This window comes from Phycicoccus sp. Soil803, from assembly GCF_001429685.1.
In the GTDB taxonomy this organism is placed as follows: domain Bacteria; phylum Actinomycetota; class Actinomycetes; order Actinomycetales; family Dermatophilaceae; genus Pedococcus.
The window spans coordinates 3,006,520-3,024,829 of sequence record NZ_LMST01000001.1; the positions used below are offsets into that span (position 1 = coordinate 3,006,520).

Annotated in this window: 17 protein-coding genes; 4 read left to right on the forward strand and 13 right to left on the reverse strand. The window is 72.2% G+C overall.

The features are described 5' to 3' along the window. Nucleotides 1-26 precede the first annotated feature (26 nt). Together ASG95_RS13835 and ASG95_RS13840 are read right to left on the reverse strand one after the other, a co-directional pair. Nucleotides 27-743, reverse strand: a complete 717-nt coding sequence (locus ASG95_RS13835; protein ID WP_235543882.1) for a response regulator — start codon at nt 741-743, stop codon at nt 27-29. Then, nucleotides 736-2,346 carry a sensor histidine kinase gene (locus ASG95_RS13840; protein WP_235543884.1) on the reverse strand — a complete coding sequence of 537 codons (1,611 nt, stop codon included), beginning with the start codon at nt 2,344-2,346 and terminating at the stop codon, nt 736-738. The genes ASG95_RS13835 and ASG95_RS13840 overlap by 8 nt, the downstream gene beginning before the upstream one ends. Before the next feature lie 161 nt (nt 2,347-2,507). On the opposite strand from ASG95_RS13840, the gene ASG95_RS13845 reads away from it, so the two are divergent. After that, a complete protein-coding gene (locus ASG95_RS13845) occupies nt 2,508-3,878 on the forward strand; it encodes a cation:dicarboxylate symporter family transporter (protein ID WP_057377850.1) in 1,371 nt (456 codons plus the stop codon). A 42-nt stretch (nt 3,879-3,920) separates the two neighbouring features. On the opposite strand, the gene ASG95_RS13850 is transcribed toward ASG95_RS13845, so the two are convergent. From ASG95_RS13850 to ASG95_RS13865, 4 genes are read right to left on the reverse strand one after another with little or no spacing between them, the layout of a single operon-like run. After that, the gene (locus tag ASG95_RS13850; protein WP_200961918.1) at nt 3,921-4,772 is read right to left on the reverse strand and encodes an alpha/beta fold hydrolase; all 852 of its coding nucleotides are present in this window, start codon (nt 4,770-4,772) and stop codon (nt 3,921-3,923) included. Next, on the reverse strand, nt 4,769-6,187 hold the full coding sequence (locus tag ASG95_RS13855; RefSeq protein ID WP_056922609.1) for a wax ester/triacylglycerol synthase family O-acyltransferase: 1,419 nt from the start codon (nt 6,185-6,187) through the stop codon (nt 4,769-4,771). The genes ASG95_RS13850 and ASG95_RS13855 overlap by 4 nt, the downstream gene beginning before the upstream one ends. Further along, nucleotides 6,175-8,385 (reverse strand): molybdopterin-dependent oxidoreductase, encoded by a 2,211-nt coding sequence (locus ASG95_RS13860; protein ID WP_057377851.1) that lies wholly within the window; start codon nt 8,383-8,385, stop codon nt 6,175-6,177. The genes ASG95_RS13855 and ASG95_RS13860 overlap by 13 nt, the downstream gene beginning before the upstream one ends. Further along, nucleotides 8,382-9,350 carry an alpha/beta fold hydrolase gene (locus ASG95_RS13865; RefSeq protein WP_200961278.1) on the reverse strand — a complete coding sequence of 323 codons (969 nt, stop codon included), beginning with the start codon at nt 9,348-9,350 and terminating at the stop codon, nt 8,382-8,384. Before ASG95_RS13865 ends, ASG95_RS13860 begins: the two co-directional genes overlap by 4 nt. Before the next feature lie 162 nt (nt 9,351-9,512). Here ASG95_RS13865 and ASG95_RS13870 point away from each other — a divergent pair, with 162 nt between their 5' ends. Beyond that, nucleotides 9,513-10,058: a GNAT family N-acetyltransferase gene (locus ASG95_RS13870; RefSeq protein WP_200961919.1), complete on the forward strand. Its 546-nt coding sequence runs from the start codon at nt 9,513-9,515 to the stop codon at nt 10,056-10,058. On the opposite strand, the gene ASG95_RS13875 is transcribed toward ASG95_RS13870, so the two are convergent. Continuing rightward, the gene (locus ASG95_RS13875) at nt 10,045-10,638 is read right to left on the reverse strand and encodes a helix-turn-helix domain-containing protein (protein WP_082592628.1); all 594 of its coding nucleotides are present in this window, start codon (nt 10,636-10,638) and stop codon (nt 10,045-10,047) included. The genes ASG95_RS13870 and ASG95_RS13875 overlap by 14 nt on opposite strands. A 79-nt stretch (nt 10,639-10,717) precedes the next feature. On the opposite strand from ASG95_RS13875, the gene ASG95_RS13880 reads away from it, so the two are divergent. Further along, nucleotides 10,718-11,653, forward strand: coding sequence for an NAD(P)/FAD-dependent oxidoreductase (locus ASG95_RS13880; RefSeq protein ID WP_056922605.1), 936 nt, complete (start codon nt 10,718-10,720; stop codon nt 11,651-11,653). A gap of 214 nt (nt 11,654-11,867) precedes the next feature. Here ASG95_RS13880 and ASG95_RS13885 read toward each other — a convergent pair whose 3' ends face one another. Both ASG95_RS13885 and ASG95_RS13890 read right to left on the reverse strand, forming a co-directional pair. Next, nucleotides 11,868-12,407, reverse strand: coding sequence for a TetR/AcrR family transcriptional regulator (locus ASG95_RS13885; RefSeq protein ID WP_057377852.1), 540 nt, complete (start codon nt 12,405-12,407; stop codon nt 11,868-11,870). Continuing rightward, nucleotides 12,404-12,844, reverse strand: a complete 441-nt coding sequence (locus ASG95_RS13890) for an SRPBCC domain-containing protein (RefSeq protein WP_057377853.1) — start codon at nt 12,842-12,844, stop codon at nt 12,404-12,406. The genes ASG95_RS13885 and ASG95_RS13890 overlap by 4 nt, the downstream gene beginning before the upstream one ends. A 121-nt stretch (nt 12,845-12,965) precedes the next feature. Between ASG95_RS13890 and ASG95_RS13895 the strand changes: the two genes are divergently transcribed. Next, on the forward strand, nt 12,966-14,942 hold the full coding sequence (locus ASG95_RS13895; protein ID WP_057377854.1) for a thioredoxin domain-containing protein: 1,977 nt from the start codon (nt 12,966-12,968) through the stop codon (nt 14,940-14,942). On the opposite strand, the gene ASG95_RS13900 is transcribed toward ASG95_RS13895, so the two are convergent. From ASG95_RS13900 to ASG95_RS13915, 4 genes are read right to left on the reverse strand one after another with little or no spacing between them, the layout of a single operon-like run. Continuing rightward, nucleotides 14,920-15,543: a hypothetical protein gene (locus ASG95_RS13900; protein ID WP_057377855.1), complete on the reverse strand. Its 624-nt coding sequence runs from the start codon at nt 15,541-15,543 to the stop codon at nt 14,920-14,922. The genes ASG95_RS13895 and ASG95_RS13900 overlap by 23 nt on opposite strands. 21 nt (nt 15,544-15,564) lie before the next feature. Continuing rightward, nucleotides 15,565-16,341 carry an FAD:protein FMN transferase gene (locus tag ASG95_RS13905; RefSeq protein ID WP_235543886.1) on the reverse strand — a complete coding sequence of 259 codons (777 nt, stop codon included), beginning with the start codon at nt 16,339-16,341 and terminating at the stop codon, nt 15,565-15,567. Between the two features lie 5 nt (nt 16,342-16,346). After that, the gene (locus tag ASG95_RS13910; protein ID WP_057377856.1) at nt 16,347-16,844 is read right to left on the reverse strand and encodes an FMN-binding protein; all 498 of its coding nucleotides are present in this window, start codon (nt 16,842-16,844) and stop codon (nt 16,347-16,349) included. An 8-nt stretch (nt 16,845-16,852) separates the two neighbouring features. Next, nucleotides 16,853-18,289, reverse strand: coding sequence for a ferric reductase-like transmembrane domain-containing protein (locus ASG95_RS13915; RefSeq protein ID WP_057377857.1), 1,437 nt, complete (start codon nt 18,287-18,289; stop codon nt 16,853-16,855). Nucleotides 18,290-18,310 lie beyond the last annotated feature (21 nt).

The following is an 18,310-nucleotide window of genomic DNA, read 5'->3' on the forward strand; positions in this document are numbered from 1 at the left end:
ACCCCTGGCCAGAAGTGGTGGTCCGGTCAGTTCACCCAGCGGTACTCGACCTCGGGGCGCCCGGCCCCGGCATACCGCTGGGAGCGCACGGCGAGGCGACTGTCGGAGAGGTACTCGGCGTAGCGCCGCGCCGTCACCCGGCTCACGCCGACCGCCTCCGCGAGCTCGCTCGCGGACAGGCCGGCACCGGCGTCGCGCAGCGCCCGGGTGACCTTCGCGAGCAGGTCCGCACCCATCCCCTTGGGCAGTGCCGCAGGGGCGCTGGTGCGCACCCCGGCCACGACCTGGTCGACCTCGGCCTGCGTGGACAGCTGCTGGCTGTCGCCGAGCTGGGCCCGGTAGGCCCGGTAGGCCTCCAGCCGGTCGCGCAGGGTGGCGAACACGAACGGCTTGAGCAGGTACTGCACGACGCCGAGCGACACCGCGGCGCGGACGACGTCGAGGTCGCGGGCGGACGTCACGGCGATGACGTCGGCCCGGTGGCCGCCGGCCCGCATCGCGCGGATGACGTCGAGCCCGTGCCGGTCGGGCAGGTTCATGTCGAGGAGCACGACGTCGACCTCGGTCGACTGCAGCGCGCGCAGCGCCTCATGGCTCGTCGCGGCCGTCGCCGCCACCGCGAAGCCGGGCACACGTTCGACGTATGCCGCGTGGGCCTCGAGCGCGACCGGCTCGTCCTCGACCACGAGGACCCGGAACGTGGTCGCCGTCGCGTCCATCGACGGGGGTGCGGTCTCAGGCATGTGTCCTCGACTCCACCGGCAACCGCACCGTGAACCGGGCACCGGGCGGACCGGAGACCTCCATCTCCCCACCGAGCCGGGCGACCGACTGTGCGACCAGGGCCAGCCCGATCCCCCGACGGCCGGCACTCCCCTGCTCCTTGGTCGAGAACCCGCGGCGGAACGCCTGGTCGACGGCGTCGGGAGGAAGACCGGGGCCGGAGTCGACCACGCTGAGCACGACGTGGTCGCCCTCGACGCGTGACGAGACCTCGACGCGACGCTCGCCGGACTCCGGGGTCACCGCGTCGAAGGCGTTGTCGATGAGGTTGCCGACGATGGTCACGACGTCGCGCACGGGCGTCGTGTCCTGGGGCCAGGTGGCGTCCTCGGCGATCCGGAAGTCGATGCCGCGCTCGGCCGCCTGCGCCGCCTTGCCGAGGAGCAGTGCGGTCAGCGCCGGCTCGCCCACCGAGCCGACCACGCTGTCGGTGAGGCGCTGCGAGACCTGGAGCTCGTCGGTGGCGAAGGCCAGCGCCCGCTCCGGGTGGCCCAGCTCGATCAGCGACACGATCGCGTGCAGCCGGTTCGACGACTCGTGGGCCTGCGAGCGCAGCGCCTCGGTGAGTCCCCGGGCCGAGTCGAGCTCGCCGGTGAGGTGCTCGAGGTCGGTGCGGTCGCGCACCGTCGCGACGAACCCCAGCGGCCGTCCGTCCCACTGCGCCCGGGCCTTGTTGAGCACCAGCACCCGGGCCGAGGTCACGTGCAGCTCGTCCTCGCGAGGCGACCCGTCCGTCAGTGCGGCCACGAGCGGTGCGGACAGGCCGAGCTCGGCGACGGGTCGGCCGCGGGCGTCGTCGGGCAGGCCCAGCAGGCGCACCGCCTCGTCGTTCGCCAGCCGCAGCCGGCCGTCGAGGTCGGTCAGCAGCAGGCCCTCGGTCACGGCGTGCAGCACCGCGTCGTAGTACTCGACCATCTCGCGCAGCTGGCGCTCCCCGAGGCCGTGGGTCTGGCGCCGGATGCGACGGCTGACCAGCGCCGTCCCGAGACCGGACAGCAGAGCGGCCGCCAGGCCCGCGAGCAGCAGCGCGGGCAGCTGGCTGCGCAGGCGCTCGCTCACCGCGGACTTCCGGATGCCGACCGCGACCAGCCCGACCACCGACTGCGACTCGTCGGTCACCGGCACGACGACCCGCCGCGAGGCCCCGAGCGTGCCGGTGTAGTCCTCGACCACCGTGCCGCCGGCCTGGGCGGCGGCGATGTGCCCGAGGAACTGGCCACCGATCTGGGCCGGGTCGGGGTGGGTGTAGCGGGTGCCGGTCGGGCTCATGACGACCACGAAGTCGGTGCGGGTCTCCCGCCGGACGTCCTCGGCGAACTCCTGCAGGGCCGGCCCGGGAGCGCCGCTGCGTACCCCGGCGACCACCGAGGGCGTGCTCGCGACCGTCTCCGCGACCGCGGTGGCCCGCGCCGTCGCCTCCTGGGTGCCGGCCCGCTGCGCCTGCGCATAGGCAGCCGCGGTGCCCACCCCGACCACGAGCAGGGCGACCAGGACCTGCAGCGCGAAGGTCTGCGCTGCCACGCTCCACCGCCCCGGTGCGGTGAGCCACCGAGATGCGCTCACCGGCACACCGGAGGAGGCTGCACGCCGAACCCTCGCGCGAGGGCGGGTCGCACGCAGAACTCAATGAACACAATCGTGACCCTAGTCACTCCAGGGCCCACCCTCGTGCTTGTTCACCCGTCCCGGGCCACGTCCGGGACCCGATCCCCCTGGAGAGCACCGTGAGCACCAGCGCCGACAGCGTCGTCGACCGCCCCGCACCGAAGCGGGACCGCACGCACTACCTCTACATCGCCGTCATCGTGGCGATGGTCCTCGGCATCATCGTCGGGTTCGCCTTCCCCGAATTCGGGGTCAAGCTCAAGTGGCTCGGCACCGGCTTCGTCAACCTCATCAAGATGATGATCACGCCGATCATCTTCTGCACGATCGTGCTGGGCATTGGCTCCGTCCGGAAGGCCACCCAGGTGGGCAAGGTGGGCGGGCTCGCGCTCGGCTACTTCCTCACCATGTCGACCTTCGCCCTCGCGATCGGTCTGCTGGTCGGCAACCTCGTGAAGCCCGGTGCCGGACTTCACCTCACCGACGAGCTCGCGGCCAGTGGGCAGAAGGCGGTCGGCGAGGAGCACACCACGACGGTTGACTTCATCCTCGGGCTGATCCCCGACACCCTGGTGTCGGCGCTGACGTCCGGCTCCGTGCTCCAGGCCCTGCTGGTCGCGCTGCTCGTGGGCTTCGCGCTGCAGAAGATGGGTCGTGCGGGTGAGCCGATCCTCGTGGGCATCAAGCACTTCGAGCGGCTCGTCTTCCGCCTCATGGCGATGATCATGTACATCGCGCCGATCGGTGCATTCGGCGCGATGGCCGCCGTCGTCGGCGCCACCGGGCTCGATGCCCTGAAGAGCCTCGCCCAGGTGATGATCGCGTTCTACATCACCTGTGCGCTGTTCGTCTTCGTCATCCTCGGCTCGATCCTCAAGCTGGTCACCGGGGTCAACGTCTTCGCGTTGTTCCGCTACCTCGCCCGCGAGTTCCTCCTCATCCTGTCGACCTCGTCGTCGGAGTCGGCCCTGCCCCGCCTCATCGCCAAGATGGAGCACGCCGGGGTGTCCCGACCGGTGGTCGGCATCACGGTCCCGACCGGCTACTCGTTCAACCTCGACGGCACCGCGATCTACCTGACCATGGCCTCGCTGTTCATCGCCGACGCGCTGGACAAGCCGTTCTCCATCGGGCAGCAGATCTCGTTGCTGGTGTTCATGATCATCGCCTCGAAGGGTGCAGCGGGTGTGACCGGCGCCGGGCTCGCGACCCTGGCCGGTGGGCTGCAGTCGCACCGCCCCGACCTGGTCGACGGCGTCGGGTTCATCGTCGGCATCGACCGGATGATGAGCGAGGCCCGGGCCCTGACCAACTTCGCCGGCAACTCGATCGCCACCATCCTGATCGGGCACTGGGTCGGCGAGCTCGACCGGCCACGGCTCGACGCGGTGCTCGCGGGTGACCTGCCGTTCGACGAGTCGAGCATGATCGACGACGACCACCAACCCGACCTCGTCGGCGATCCGGACTCGGTCATCACCGGACACTGAACGTGAGCTGACGGCCCCGCCCTCGGCGGGGCCGTCAGGCTGTCAGGCGCGCTGGTCGACCGTGAACAGCCCACGCAGGTGCCGCGGGGGCGCGAACGGCTGCCACTCGTCGGGGTCCTGCGCCAGGCGGTCCGCGACCACCCACAAGGCCGTCGGGTTGTGCCCGAAACCCAGGTGGGAGGCCGGGATCGCGATGGACTCGCGCCGCTCCCCCACGTCCTCGCGACAGATCCGCCACGAGACGATCCCGTCCATCCGTGAGTAGAGCGAGGTGGTGGGCACCCCGAGTGGTGTGGTCACGTCGGGCCCCCGGCTGGTCGCCTGGGCGTAGTGCCGCCGGGACAGCATCCGGTATGCCGCGTCGGCGTGGGTCTGTCCGGGGACCGATGAGGCGTAGGGACTTCCGAGCGTGATGACCTGTCGGACCAGCTCGGGCGACCGGACGCCGAGGGCGCGGGCGAAGATGCCCCCGAGCGACCAGCCGATCACCGACACGGGCTGGCCGTGCCGGTCGGACAGCTCGCGCAGCCGCAGCGGCAGCCTCCGGACGACTCGGCTGGTCGGGCCCGTGTTGACCCCCAGGCCCCAGCCGGCGGTGCGGTAACCGAGCCGGTCCAGGAAGCGCCGCAGGACGACCGTCGAGGTGTCCGACGCCAGCAGGCCCGGGATGACCAGCACCGGATGACCATCGCCCCTGGGTGCGCGGGCGAGCTGGGGTGCCGACACGGTGAGGGCGCCGAGCTCGAGGACGCTGCGCCAGGGTTCGCTCAGCAGCAGCAACGACGACGGGCGCCCCGCTGAAGCCTTGCGGGTCGGCCGGGTCGGCCGGGTCGGCCGGGTCGGCCGGGTCGGCTGGGTCGGCTCGGACGGCTCGGACGGCTGAGTCGGTGTCACGGTCGGGGTGCGTCGGCCGCGGACACCGCAGCCGCGACGAGCTCGTTGAAGCCGGCTCGGATGCCATCGGCGATGACCTCCACGTCGGGGAAGCTGTCGAAGTCGGCGGTGATCCCGAAGCTGAAGGTGTCGAGGTACGAGAAGATCCCGGTCGCGACCCGCACCCCGGCGAAGACGGGCACGTAGGGGTGCGACTCCAGGAGCTGGTGCCCCAGGAGGTAGAGCGGGATCCGCGGGCCCGGGACGTTGGTCGTCCCGGTCTGCGTGAGCTTGTTGGGCATCCGCGACATCGAGCGCGCGCCGAGGGCCAGCAGGGTGGGGGCTGCGTAGTCCGCGAGCCCGACGATGGCCGCGGCGTCGACGGCGCCCATCCCCCGCTTGTTGCGGTCCATCTGCTCGCGGATCAGCTGGAGCCGTCGCACGGGGTCGTCCTCGGCGACCGGCAGGTCGACGACGACGCTGGTCACCTGATTGTTGACCTGCCCTCGACCCGACGCCTGCCGGGTGGAGACGGGCACCAGAGATCGCACCACCATCTCGGGCACCAGCTCCCCACGGCCCTGCACGAGGTCGCGGTAGCCACGGGTCACGGCCGCGAGGATGACGTCGTTGACGGTGCCGCCCAGGGCGGTGCGGATGGTCTTGACCTCACCCATCGTCGCGTCGGTCCAGACCCACCGACGGTTCGGTCCCAGCGGACCGTTCAGGCTCTTCGGCGTCGGCTGACCACGCCCGGGCACGAGCTGGGCGATCTGCTGCGGGACGAGCTCCTTGGCGGCCACGGCCACCCCTGCCAAGGCCGTCGGCAGCTTGGCCAGGTCGTCGAGGCTCGGGATCCCGATGGCCTGCAACGGTTCCCGCACTGTCTCGACCACCGACCCGGCCGTCAGTGCGACCGTGGACGGCGCCGGGGACGGCGTCCAGTCGGAGGGCTCGCGCCGCACCGGCTCAGGCTCGAGGTCGAAGATCACCTGCATGAGGTCGGTGCTGCCCTCGCCGTCGATCATGCAGTGGTGCGCCTTCGAGATCAGGGCCCACCGGTCCTCCGCGAGACCCTCGACCAGCCAGGCCTCCCAGACCGGCTTGGTCATGTCGAGGCGCTGGGCGAAGACCCGACCGGCGAGGTTGCGCAGCTGCTCCGGCCCACCCGGCTTGGGCAGCGACGTGTGTCGCACGTGGTAGAGCAGCTGGAAGTGCGGGTCGTCCACCCAGATCGGGCGACCGAGCTGGAACGGCACGGTCCTGATGACCTGGCGGTAGCGCGGGACCTGGTCCATCTTGGCGGCCAGGAGCCGGACGAGGTCGCCGTACGCGGGGGCGGGCCCCTCGAGCACTGAGACACCGCCGACGTGCATGGGGGTGTTCTCGCCCTCCATGTAGTAGAACATCGCGTCCATCGCGCTCATCCGGTCCATGACTGCTCCTCGGCTGGGGTGACGGTGACGGGGATGCCGTTGAGGACCGCGGTCCCGGTGAGGGCGTCGACGAACAGGTCGTCGGCGAGGACGTTGCTGTTGACCCCCGCGTGCGCCGACGCGACCTCGGTGCGGGTGCCCGGGCTCGAGTGGCCCCAGCCGTGCGGGATGCTCACGACACCGGGGCGCACCCCGTCGGTGACCTCGACGGGCACGGTCACCGACCCCGCACGCGAGCGGACCGCTGCCACTCCGCCGTCGTGCAACCCGAGCCGGTCGGCGTCGTCGGGGTGCACCTGGAGGGTGCAGGTGTTCGACCCGCGGACCAGCGGCGCAAGGTTGTGCATCCACGAGTTGTTCGAGCTCAGCTGTCGGCGCCCGATGAGCACCAGCTCGTCGGGCCCGGCGAGCGGGCGACCGAGGGCCGCCACGAGGCGCGGCACGTCACGGGTGATGGGCTCCGGGGTCAGCTCGATCTGCCCGCTGACGGTGCGCAGCAGCTCCGGCACCCGGGAGGTCAGCGGCCCGAGGTCCAGTCCGTGCGGAGCAGCCTCGAGCTCGGCCAGGGTGAGGTCGTGGGGGCCGCCCCGCAGCATGAGGTCGAGCAGCCGCGCGGGTCCACGACGCTCCCCCGCGACCGTCACGTCCAAGCCGTACCTCGCGGCGGTCTGGGTGGCCATCAGGTCGTCGAGCGCCCCCAGGTCGGCGGTCGGCCCCTGCCCTGCGGCGATGCCGGCGAGCCGCAGCATGGTCTCCCACTCCTGCGGCTGGTCGGTCGGCAGCGCGGCAGGGCTCCAGTTGGCCATGTTGCGCACGGACAGCTGGGTGAACGTGACGTCGTAGTGGTCGCGCTCGAGCGGGGTCGGGCCCGGCAGGATGACGTCGGCGTGCTCGCTGGTCTCGTTGAGGTAGACGTCGAGTGACACCATGAGGTCGAGGGTCTGGACCGCCTCGCGGAGCCGGTCGGCGTTGGGCGTGCTCAGGCACGGGTTGCCGCCCACGACCACCAGCGCGCGCACCTGACCCGGCCCGGGGGTGAGGATCTCGTCGGCCAGGGTGGCGACCGGGAGCTCGCCCATCACCTCGGGCAGCCCACGCACCCGACTGTGCCACCGGCCGTGCCGCCAACCCTTTCCCGGCGAGCTGCCTTGCTGCGCAGGGTTTCTCACCGGCACGGTGCTGTTCGTCTGTCCCGCGGCAGCCAGAGGAAACATCGCCCCACCCGGGCGGTCCAGGTTGCCGGTGATGACGTTGAGGACGTCGACCAGCCAGCTCGCCAGGGTGCCGAACTCCTGCGTCGTCGTGCCGATCCGTCCGTAGACGGCAGCGCTGCCGGCGGCGGCCAGCTCACGCGCCATCGTCTCGATCTCGGTCGTCGCGATCCCGGTGTGCGGCGCCACCGCCTCCGGCGTGAACGGCGCGGCCAGCTCCGCGAGGTCGTCGAACCCGCTCACGTGGTCGGCCAGGCGACCCAGGTCGGCCAGCCCCTCGCGCAGGATCACCTCGACGAGCGCGAAGAGCAGCAGCGCGTCGGTGCCCGGCCTGATGGCGTGGTGCTGGTCGGCCACCTCCGCCGTGCGGGTGCGGCGCGGGTCGACCACGACGACCTTGCCACCCCGCTCGCGGATCGCCTTGAGGCGGCCCCGCGCGTCGGGCACCGTCATGAGGGATCCGTTGGACACCAACGGGTTGGCACCGAGCAGGAGGAGGTGCTGGGTGCGGTCGAGGTCCGGCACCGGGATGCTCAACGGGTCACCGAAGAGGTAGCCCGACGAGTAGTGCTTCGGCAGCTGGTCGACGCTGCCGGCGGTGTAGATGTTGGGCGTCCCCACGGCCTTGTAGAACGCCCGCCCGTAGAGGGTGACGCCGAGGTTGTGGGACGAGGGGTTGCCGAGGTAGAACGCGACGGACTCCGGGCCGTGCTCGGCGACCAGGGGCACGAGGCGGCGGTCGATCTCCGCGAAGGCCTCGTCCCAGGTGGCCTGGCGCCACTCCCCGTCGCGCTTCACCATGGGGGTCCGCAGTCGGTCGGGGTCCTCGTGCAGCGCCTTGAGCGAGGCGCCCTTCGGGCAGATGAACCCGTGCGAGAACGCGTCGTCGTCGTCGCCGCGCACCGACGTGACGGTGTCGCCGTCGAAGGACACGGCCAGGCCGCACGTCGCCTCGCACAGCGGACAGGTCAGGTATGCCGTGCTCATGGCGAGCGCGTCGAGCTCGCCCTGGGCGCGAGGGCGTGGGCCTCGAGCCAGGGGATGACCCGGGCGCGGACCTGGTCCGGGACCTCGAGCTGCGGGGTGTGGCCGACCCCGGGCAGGAAGTGCGTCTCCCAGTCCGGGTGCTGCGCCGACACCGCGCGGGCCGCGGCGACGGACACCAGCCGGTCGCGCTCGCCGTGCACGAGGAGCACCGGCCGGTCGATGCTGTGCATGAGGGAGTGGTAGCGCCGTGGGTTGGCCAGCACCCGCATGAGCGACCGGGCGGCACCGAGGAAGGCCGCCTCCTGCCCGGGGACACCGCGTCGGTGCGCGGCCAGCACGACACCGGCGTCGACGACGTCGGGGTTGGCCCGACGCGGGTCGGCGAAGCAGAGGTTCACGACACCCTGGACCCGTTGGCGGTCCGTGGTGCGCTTGGTCATCAGGGCCAGGTAGCGCTCCCCCACGAACGGCGTGGCGTAGACGAGGAACGTCGCGCTGACGGCCAGGTCGGGTCGCTGTCGCGGGACGGGGATCGACGGGTCGATCAGGACGAGGCCGGCCACCAGCTCCGGGTGGGCCGCAGCCAGCAGGATCGAGACCATCCCGCCCATCGAGTTGCCAACCAGCACGACGGGCGACCCGACGACCTCCCTGATGAAGCGGGCGACGAGGTCGGCGTTGGCGTGCACCGATGCGGTCCGCGCGGTGCCGGGCGTCAGCCCGAAACCGGCCTGGTCCACGGCATACACGTGGTGGCGCTTCGAGAGCTCGGGCGCGAGGCCGACCCAGTTGAGGTGCGACCCGCCGAGGCCGTGCACCATCACCACCGGCACCCCTTGCGTGGGGTCGTCCGGGTCGGGTCCGCCGTAGTCGACCCAGTGCACGTCTCCGTCGAAGTCGCTGAGCCAGCCGGTGCCGCCCCAGGGCTCGGCCAGCTGGAGTGGTGCGGGTCGAGCGTCGTGCACTGCAGTCACTGTCCACCCATCTTCCGGGTCGTCGACGTCCGTCTCTCGCCCTTCCCGGAGACCTGGAAACACGGCAAGGTGTGCCACGGCCGACAGTAGGACGCGCACGCGGGCCCGGACAAGACCGGGGGTTCGCCGGTGCGGGACGGAAGGGTGGGACGCGTGACCGAGGTGACCCGGCTGCACACCGAGCGCTTGGTGCTGCGCGAGTGGCGCGACGAGGACCGCGAGCCCTTCGCGGCGCTCAACGACGACCCGCTCGTGATGGAGCACTTCCCCTCGCACCTGACCCGCACGGCCAGCGACGCCATGGTCGACCGCATCACGGCCTTCCTCGACGACCACGGATGGGGGCTCTGGGCGGTCGAGGTCGCCGAGACGCGGGAGTTCATCGGCTTCACCGGGCTGTCCGTCCCCCGGTTCGAGGCGCCGTTCACTCCCTGTGTCGAGGTGGGCTGGCGGCTGGCCCGCTCGGCCTGGGGCCACGGCTACGCGACCGAGGCGGCCCGCGCGTCCGTCAGTCACGGCTTCGGCCCACTCGGCCTCGACGAGATCGTCGCGATGGTCGTGCCGGCGAACGACCGGTCACAGGGCGTCATGCGCAAGCTCGGCATGACCCGTGACGAGGCGGCCGACTTCGACCACCCCCTCATCCCGGAAGGGAGCCCGGTCAGGCGGCACCGGCTCTACCGGCTCAGCCGCCCGTAGCGCTCGACCGTGCCCTGGCGTGCACCCGCTCGCCCTGGGGACCGAACAGGCTCAGCACCTCGACCACCCCACTGCCGTCGCTGCCGAACCAGTGCGGCACCCGGGTGTCGAACTCGGCCACCTCACCCGCCGTCAGGACGAGGTCGTGGTCGCCCAGGACGAGTCGCATCCGACCGGACAGGACGAACAGCCACTCGTACCCTTCGTGCGCCTTCGGCTTCGGGGTGCTGTTGCTCGCGGGGACGATGATCTTCCACGCCTGGACCCCACCCGGCTGGCGCGTCAGGGGCAGCACCGTGCGGCCGTTCCGGGTGCTCGCCTTGAGCCGCACCCTGGGGTCGCCGACCTCGGGAGCGCCCACGAGGTCATCCAGCGGGACCCGGTAGGCCTGGGCCAACGGCAGCAGCAGCTCGAGGCTGGCGCGGCGTTGTCCCGTCTCCAGGCGCGAGAGGGTGCTCTTGGAGATGCCCGTGGTCTCGGCGAGGGCGCTGAGGGTCACGCCCCGGTGAGCGCGCAGCTGCTTGAGCCGGGGGCCCACCTGGTCCAAGGCCTTCGCGATGGTGGTGGCGGTGTCGTCCATCCCGACATTCTGACCCATTCCGTCCCGGAAACAGCAACGGATGTTGCCACTCGCCTGTCCCGAGGATCATCCTCGGCTCATGAACACCCACGACATCCTCATCGTCGGCGGCGGGGCGGCCGGACTCTCCGCAGCCCTCGTCCTGAGTCGCGCCCGGCGGGACGTCGTGGTGGTCGACGCAGGAGTACCGCGCAACGCACCCGCTGCGCACCTGCAGGGATTCCTCTCCCGCGACGGAATGGCTCCCTCGGACCTGCTGGAGGCGGGCCGGGCGGAGGCCACGGGCTACGGCGCCGTCATCGTCGGGGGCACGGTCACGGAGCTCGTCCACTGCGGTCAGTCGGGGTTCCAGGCGCTGCTCGAGGACGGGCAGCGACTGAGGGCGCGCAAGGTCCTGGTCACCACCGGCCTGCACGACGAGCTGCCCGACGTCCCGGGGCTCGCCGAGCGGTGGGCCAAGGATGTCCTGCACTGCCCCTACTGCCACGGCTGGGAGGTCCGCGACCAGCAGCTCGGCGTGCTGTGGAACGGTCCTGACAGCGTCCGCTACGCCCAGGTCGTCCGGCAGTGGACCCACGACCTCGTCCTCTTCGCCCCGACCGGCACGCTCACCGCGGCCGACCGCACCCAGCTCGTCGCCCGGGCCATCGGCATCGTCGAGGGTCCGCTGGAGCGGGTCGTCGTGCAGGACGACCGGGTGACCGCGGTCGAGCTGGCGGACGGTCGGATCATCCCGAGGCAGGCCGTGTTCGTCCCCCCGCGGTTCGTCCCCAACGCCGCCTTGCTGGCCGGTGTGGGCTGCGACCTGGACGAGGAGGGCTGGGTCGTGACCGGAGCCAGCGGCACCACCAGCGTCCCCGGGCTGTGGGTTGCCGGCAACGTCACCAACGCGCGCGCACAGGTCATCACCGCCGCCGGAGAAGGGTCGGCGGCGGCCATCGCGATCAACGCCGACCTCGTCGGCGACGACGTGCGCACGGCCGTCACCTACTTCAACCAAGGCTTCCCCGCCTGACGGCACGCATCCCGTACGGAACCCAGCACTGCGGCATACCCGACCCGCCGAGCAAGCACCTGCTGGCCCTGATGATCTGGCTCTGCAGCAGCTGACGTTCGCCGTGGCACCCGTGCCGCACCGACCGTCCTCGCGACCGGAGGCGGCGGTCACCCGCTCCGGTATGCCGTGGCAGCCGGGTGTGCGGTCGTGGGCGCCTTCGCGATCGTGCCCATCAGGGCTGCCCGCTGAGGGGGTCCAGCTCACCGTCCTCGCGGTCGGCGACGCGGTCGAACGCCGCCACCAGGGCGTCCCAGGCTGCCTGGACGTCCGCCCCCTCGGGGAACCGGTGCGCGAGCTCGAGGTCGACCAGCCCGTGGGCCGCAGCCCAGAGGGCGCGCGCCCGGTCGACGTCCCCACCACTCAGCGCCACCAGACGTGCTGACGCAGCCGTCTCCACTCCGTCCCTGAGCTGGTCTCGGCGCAGGGGCCGGCGCGCCGTCAGCTCGTACAGCCGTGGATGGAGCAGCGCCCACTGCCGGTATGCGTGGGCCAGGTCGCGGAGATCTGCAGCGGGTTGCAGTGCGGCAGCCAGCTCGGTCAGCGCCCTCTCCTGGAGCTCGGCCTCGATGCGGTCCTTGCCGTCGACGTGCTTGTACAGCGACGGCGCCTGGATGCCCAGCTCGGCCGCCAGGCGTCGCATCGACACAGCTCCCGGCCCTTCGTCCTCCAGCAGGCGCTGGGCGGCGTCGACGATCTCCTCCAGCCGGCTCATGCCCTCGCGCCCGCCACCACTCGCCGCCGCAGGCCCTCGTTCATGGCCTCGAAGCCGGCTCGGGTCCGGGCCAGCACCGTGCCGGTGAACGGGACGAGCAGGCCGCTGAACTCCTCGGACTGGGTCAACCGCGTGCCCTCGTCACCCAGGGCCTCCAGGGTGAAGGTGTGCCGGCCGTCGAAGATGCCCCTGACTCCGACGCTGCCGAGCCACTCCAGGCGTCGGCCGGCCTCGACACAGGTCACGGTGGGCTTGAACGTCATGGTGCGCCCGCCGGGAGGCGCAATCCGGACGTCCAGGCGTTGCCCGTGGGCGAGCTCGCCGGACAGCTTGGTGATGAACGGGTTCCAGGCCGGGTAGGCAGCGGTGTCGACGAGCGTGGCCCACACCTGCTCCGGGGTGGCTGGGATGTCGATGACGGTCGTGACGTGCTTCATGGCTGCTCTCCTCCCGATGAGGCTAACGGCGTTAGCCTCTGGGGTCGATGATGGGCTAACGGCGTTAGCCTGTCAAGCCCGCCCTCGCCGCTGCGCTGGGCGGTGAGGGAGAGTGGGTGGCATGCCGAACCGCCTGTCCGAGTCCACCTCGCCCTACCTGCTCCAGCACCGCGACAACCCGGTCGACTGGCAGGAGTGGGGACCGGAGGCGTTCGCCGAGGCGCGCGAGCGTGACGTTCCCGTCCTGTTGAGCGTCGGGTATGCCGCGTGCCACTGGTGCCACGTCATGGCGCACGAGTCGTTCGAGGACGAGGACGTCGCGCGAGCGCTCAACGCGGACTTCGTCGCGGTCAAGGTGGACCGCGAGGAGCGGCCCGACATCGACGCGGTCTACATGGCGGCGACGACCGCCCTCACCGGGCACGGCGGCTGGCCGATGACCTGCCTGCTGACGCCCGACGGCGACCCGTTCTTTGCGGGCACCTACTTCCCCAAGGGACAGTTCCTCCAGCTCCTGGCCGGGGCGAAGGAGGCCTGGACCACCCAGCGGGACCGCGTCCTCGACAGCGGGGCCCACATCGCCTCCCGGCTGCGTGAGCTCTCCGCGCCAGTCACGGGCCACCCGCTCGACGCGGCCGCCCTCGATGCCGCAGCGTCCCAGCTGCGCAGCCAGTTCGACCACGGCGCAGCGGGATTCGGTGGCGCGCCGAAGTTCCCTCCGTCGATGGTGCTCGAGTTCCTGCTGCGCCACCACGCCCGCACCGGCTCGGCGGACGCGCTCACCATGGCCGCCAGCACCTGCGAGGCGATGGCGCGGGGTGGCATCTACGACCAGCTCGGTGGCGGCTTCGCGCGCTACTCCGTCGACGCCCGCTGGGTGGTGCCCCACTTCGAGAAGATGCTCTACGACAACGCCCAGCTGTTGCGGGTGTTCACCCACCTGCACCGCGCGACGGGCGACGTGCTGGCCCGGCGGGTCGCGCTCGAGACCGCGGAGTTCCTCCTGCGCGACCTCCGCACGCCCGAAGGTGGGTTCGCCTCGGCGCTCGACGCGGACACCGAGGGGATCGAGGGACTGACCTACGCGTGGACCCCTGCCCAGCTTGCCGAGGTGCTGGGCGAGGAGGACGGCCGGAGGGCCGCGGCGCTGCTCTCGGTCACCGACCAGGGCACCTTCGAGCACGGGTCGTCCACCCTCCAGCTGCTCACCGACCCGGACGACGAGAGCTGGTGGGCCGCAACGCGCGACCGGCTGCTCGCCGCGCGGCTGCTGCGACCCCAGCCCGGGTGCGACGACAAGGTCGTCACGTCGTGGAACGGCTTGGCGATCGCGGCCCTCGCCGACACCGGCACGCTGCTCGGCCGCCCCGACCTGGTCGAGGCCGCCACCCGGTGCGCCGAGTTCGTGGTCGGCACCCACGTGGTCGACGGCCGGCTGCGTCGCACCTCGCGCGCCGGCTCGGTGGGGACCGCGAACGCCGTGGCCGACGACTACGGCAACCTCGCGGAGGGCCTCCTCGCACTCCACCAGGCCACCGGGGAGCAGCGCTGGCTCGCGACCGCGGGCGACCTGCTCGCCACCGCCGTCGAGCGGTTCGATGCGGACGACGGCGGTTTCCACGACACCAGCGACGACGCCGAGGCGCTGTTCACCCGTCCGCGCAGTGCGGCGGACAACGCCGAGCCGTCCGGCCAGTCGGCCCTGGCCGGCGCCCTGCTGACCTGCTCGGCCCTCACCGGCGACCCGTCGATGCGGGATCGGGCCGAGGCGGCGCTCGCCGCGTCGGGACAGCTCGCCGCACGCGACCCGAGGTTCGGCGGCTGGGCGCTTGCCGTGGCCGAGGCCGCCCTGGCCGGACCGCTCCAGGTCGCGCTGGTCGGGAGCGGTCGCGAGGCAGACGCCCTCGTGGCGGCTGCTCGGCAGTCGGTCTCCCCCGGTCTGGTCCTGGTGCACGGCGAACCCGATGCGGCGGGCATCCCGCTGCTGGCCCAGCGGCCGCTGGTGGGAGGCCGCGCGGCGGCGTACGTGTGTCGTGGTTTCGTCTGCGACGCACCGGTGACGGACGTCGCCGCGCTCACCGCGGCGCTGGGTCGCTGACCAGGTCAACGATGCTGGCCCGGTCCCACTCCGGGCCGATGCCGGGTCGGCCGAGGAGGTAGTCGGCGATCTCGTCGTCGGGCAGGTCGTACGTCTCGCGCAACCCTGTCACCAGCGTCGCGAGATAGGCGGGGGTGGGCGAGTTCCGTTGCAGCACAGTTGGATCCGGTGTCGTGAAGGTCAGGACCGGCAGGCCTTCGAGCTCCGCCACCAGGTGGAGCGCCTCGTAGTGACCGGGGCCGAGGTGGTGTCGCGAGTGCGTGAGGACGTGGGTGAGGTCGAGGTCCTCCCCCGGCAGCTCGCGCCGCTCCTGGGCTGCCACGTCGGCGAACTGCTGCTCGCTCACGAGGTAGGCCCGTGCCAGGGTCGGCCCCGGCTGGTCCGCGTCGTAGAACGCGATCGCCCCGCCCCAGGTCGGTGACGTCCACGCGAAGAACATCTCCCCGGGCAGCGTCAGGGCCCGGTCGTCCTCGGGCTGGCTGCTGTCGCGTGCCCCCGGGTAGGTGCGGCTCGCCCCGTGGGGCCGACCTCCGTCGAGGTAGTGCAGGAAGCGGTCGCGCGACAGGTTGCTGCCGTAGCTCGCGTACCAGACCTGCGCCACACCTCCACTGTCCCAGACAGGTCAGAGCACGAGCGAGCGGTATGCCGGGTCGGCACCTTCCAGCGTCACCGCGCCTTCGGCCGGGTCCACGAAGAGGGCGGTCGCCCACACGTCGGCCCACAGCAGGGTGGGGCCCCAGACCGTGGCCGAGCCGTCGCGGCCGATGGGCGTGCCGATGCGGGGGTCGACCACGTGGGCACCTCGCGCCGCGGCTCCCGACGTGGCCAGCCCACCGACCCGGAGCGGGATGGTCGCCGCCACCGATCCGGGCACCCGCGGGTCCTCGACGCCGATGGTCCAGGTGCTGGCCGCGGCCTGCCGGCCCGCGCCGGCCAGCAGGTCGCCGCCGGCGTTGACGCACCAGGAGATGCCGGGGACGTGGCGCAGGTGCAGGGCTGCCCGCTCGACCGCCCAGCCCTTCACCAGCCCGGTGGGGTCGTGGTGCGCGCCGTCGAAGGAAGCGCTGAACAACCCACCGGTGCGGCGCTCCGCGTCGACGCACAGCTGCTCGACCTCGGCCAGCCAGGGGTGGACCTGCGCCGCGGACAGGTCGCCGCGGCGCAGTCGCATCAGCTCGCTGTCCGGCCGCCAGGTGCTGAACACCGCGTCGGCCCGGTGCAGGACGCCCCACAGCTGGTCGACCGCCGTCCCGACCTCGGGCCGGTCGACGTCGCCTCGGACGTGCACCGAGACCGGCAGCCCCATCGCCTGTTCGACGAAGGCCAGGCGCGGTGCGCCGTCGGAGCCCGGCTGGGCGGTCGAGCGGGCCGAGGGCCCGCTGTCGACGCGAGTGGTCACGGCGCTCACAGGTGGGCCTGGTCGATCGCGGACTGCAGTGAGCTGAGGTAGCCCTCAGAGGTCACCGTCGCGCCGGACACCATGTCGATCGACGCGCTCTGCGCCGAGACCGCCTCCTGGTTGAGCACCGGGAGGGCGAACGAGTTGATCTGCTCGTCCTCGTGGTTGCCGTTGGGGTAGACGATCGCCTCCGACGCGGTGATCTTGCCGTCGACCACCGTGATCCGCACCTGCACCGGCCCCCACCGCGTCTGCACCGTGTCGCCGTCATAGGTCTTGTTCGCGGCGCTCCCCGACGTCGTCCCCGAGTCCGTCGTCCCCGAGTCAGTGCTGCTCGAGTCGGCGGTGCCCGAGTCGGTGGTCCCGGAGCCGGCCGCCGCGGGGGCCTGCACCGAGGTGCCGGCGGCCGATGCCGTGCCGGAGCCGCCGGTCGACGTGTGGTAGCTGAACAACAGCACGAGGGTGGTCAGGGTGGACAGCGCCCACAGGGTGATCCGTCGCATGGAGGCTCCTAGTACTCGAACCGCTCGAGGTGGACATGGGTGGGCGGGACGCCGCAGGCGAGGGCGGCTTCCCGGGCGGCAGCCATCCAGGCGGGAGCGCCGCAGAGGTAGACGTCCCGCTCGGCGACGTCGGGCACCACTTGCGCGAGCGCCTCGGCATCGCTGAGGTGGGCGGCGGAGGCCGGCAGCCAGGTGTCACGACCGGGGACGCGGGGCCCCTCCACGGTGACGTAGCGCGCGCCGCGGCTGCTGGCGAGGTCGGACAGCTCCTGCCCGAGGATGAGCTGGTCGCGGGTGCTCGCGCGGTGCACGACCACGACGTCGCCAGGGCCCTGGTCAAGGTCCTCCAGGAGGGCGCGGATCGGCGTGATCCCGATCCCCGCGCCCATCAGGAGCACCTTCCGCCGGGTGCGGACGCCTGCGTGGAGCCGGCCGTAGGGGCCCTCGACGAGCACCCGGGTGCCGGGTCGCAGGTCGGCGAGCCGACGGGTCCCGTCACCGACGTGCGCGGCGGTCACCCTGAGGTGCTTCCCGTCAGGGGCCGCGGAGAGCGAGTAGGGGTTGGCTCGCGTCCAGCCCGGCCCGTCGACGAACCGCCACTGGAAGAACTGGCCGGCAGCCGGTCGCAGCGATGCCACTCCGGGCCCGCCGATGACGACCGAGGTGACGCCGGGAGCCTCCTCGTGGACGGCGACGACCCGCAGCGGCGAGCGCAGCGAGCGCACCAGCGGCACCCCGACCCGGAAGACGAGCACGGCGGCCGCGCACGCGGCATACAGGCTCCACCAGAAGACGGTCGAGGCGGTGGAGGCGAGGAACTCCTGGCCGGTCCACAGCTGGTGCGGCAGCGCGAGCCCGGCGCCGAGGTAGCCGTAGAGGTGGATGAGGTGCCACGACTCGTAGCGCAGCCGGCGACGTGCCCTGCGCACGGAGGTCACCACGACGAGGCAGAGCGCCACCGTGCCCGCCACCGCCAGCAGCATGCCGGGGTAGTTGAGGACGAAGTCGACGATCGTGCCCCACAGGCCCAGCGTGGACGCAGCGGCATACCCGAGGGTGATCAGCACGATGTGCGCCCAGAGCAGGGTGAACGAGGTGAAGCCGACCAGCCGGTGGGTGCGGGCGAGCTCGTCCTGGCCCCAGGCCTGCTCGAACCACGGGATGCGCGCCATGAGGAACACCTGGACCAGCAGCAGCGCCGAGGAGACCAGCCCGGTGAGCCGGCCGACGGAGGTGAGCGCTCCCGACAGCGAGCCGAGGTCCTGGACGCCGCCATGGGCGACCCACAGCGCAGTGACCCACAGGAGCACCAGCCAGAACGCCGCTACCGACGCATCACGCCACCAGCGCGGGACCCGTCGCGCGCCGGGGACCCGGCGCGCGTGCGCCGAGGCGGGCTGGGACGCGGCAGTCACCGCATCTGGGGGCAGGTCGATCGTGGTCACAGGAAGACTGTGCGGTCGCAG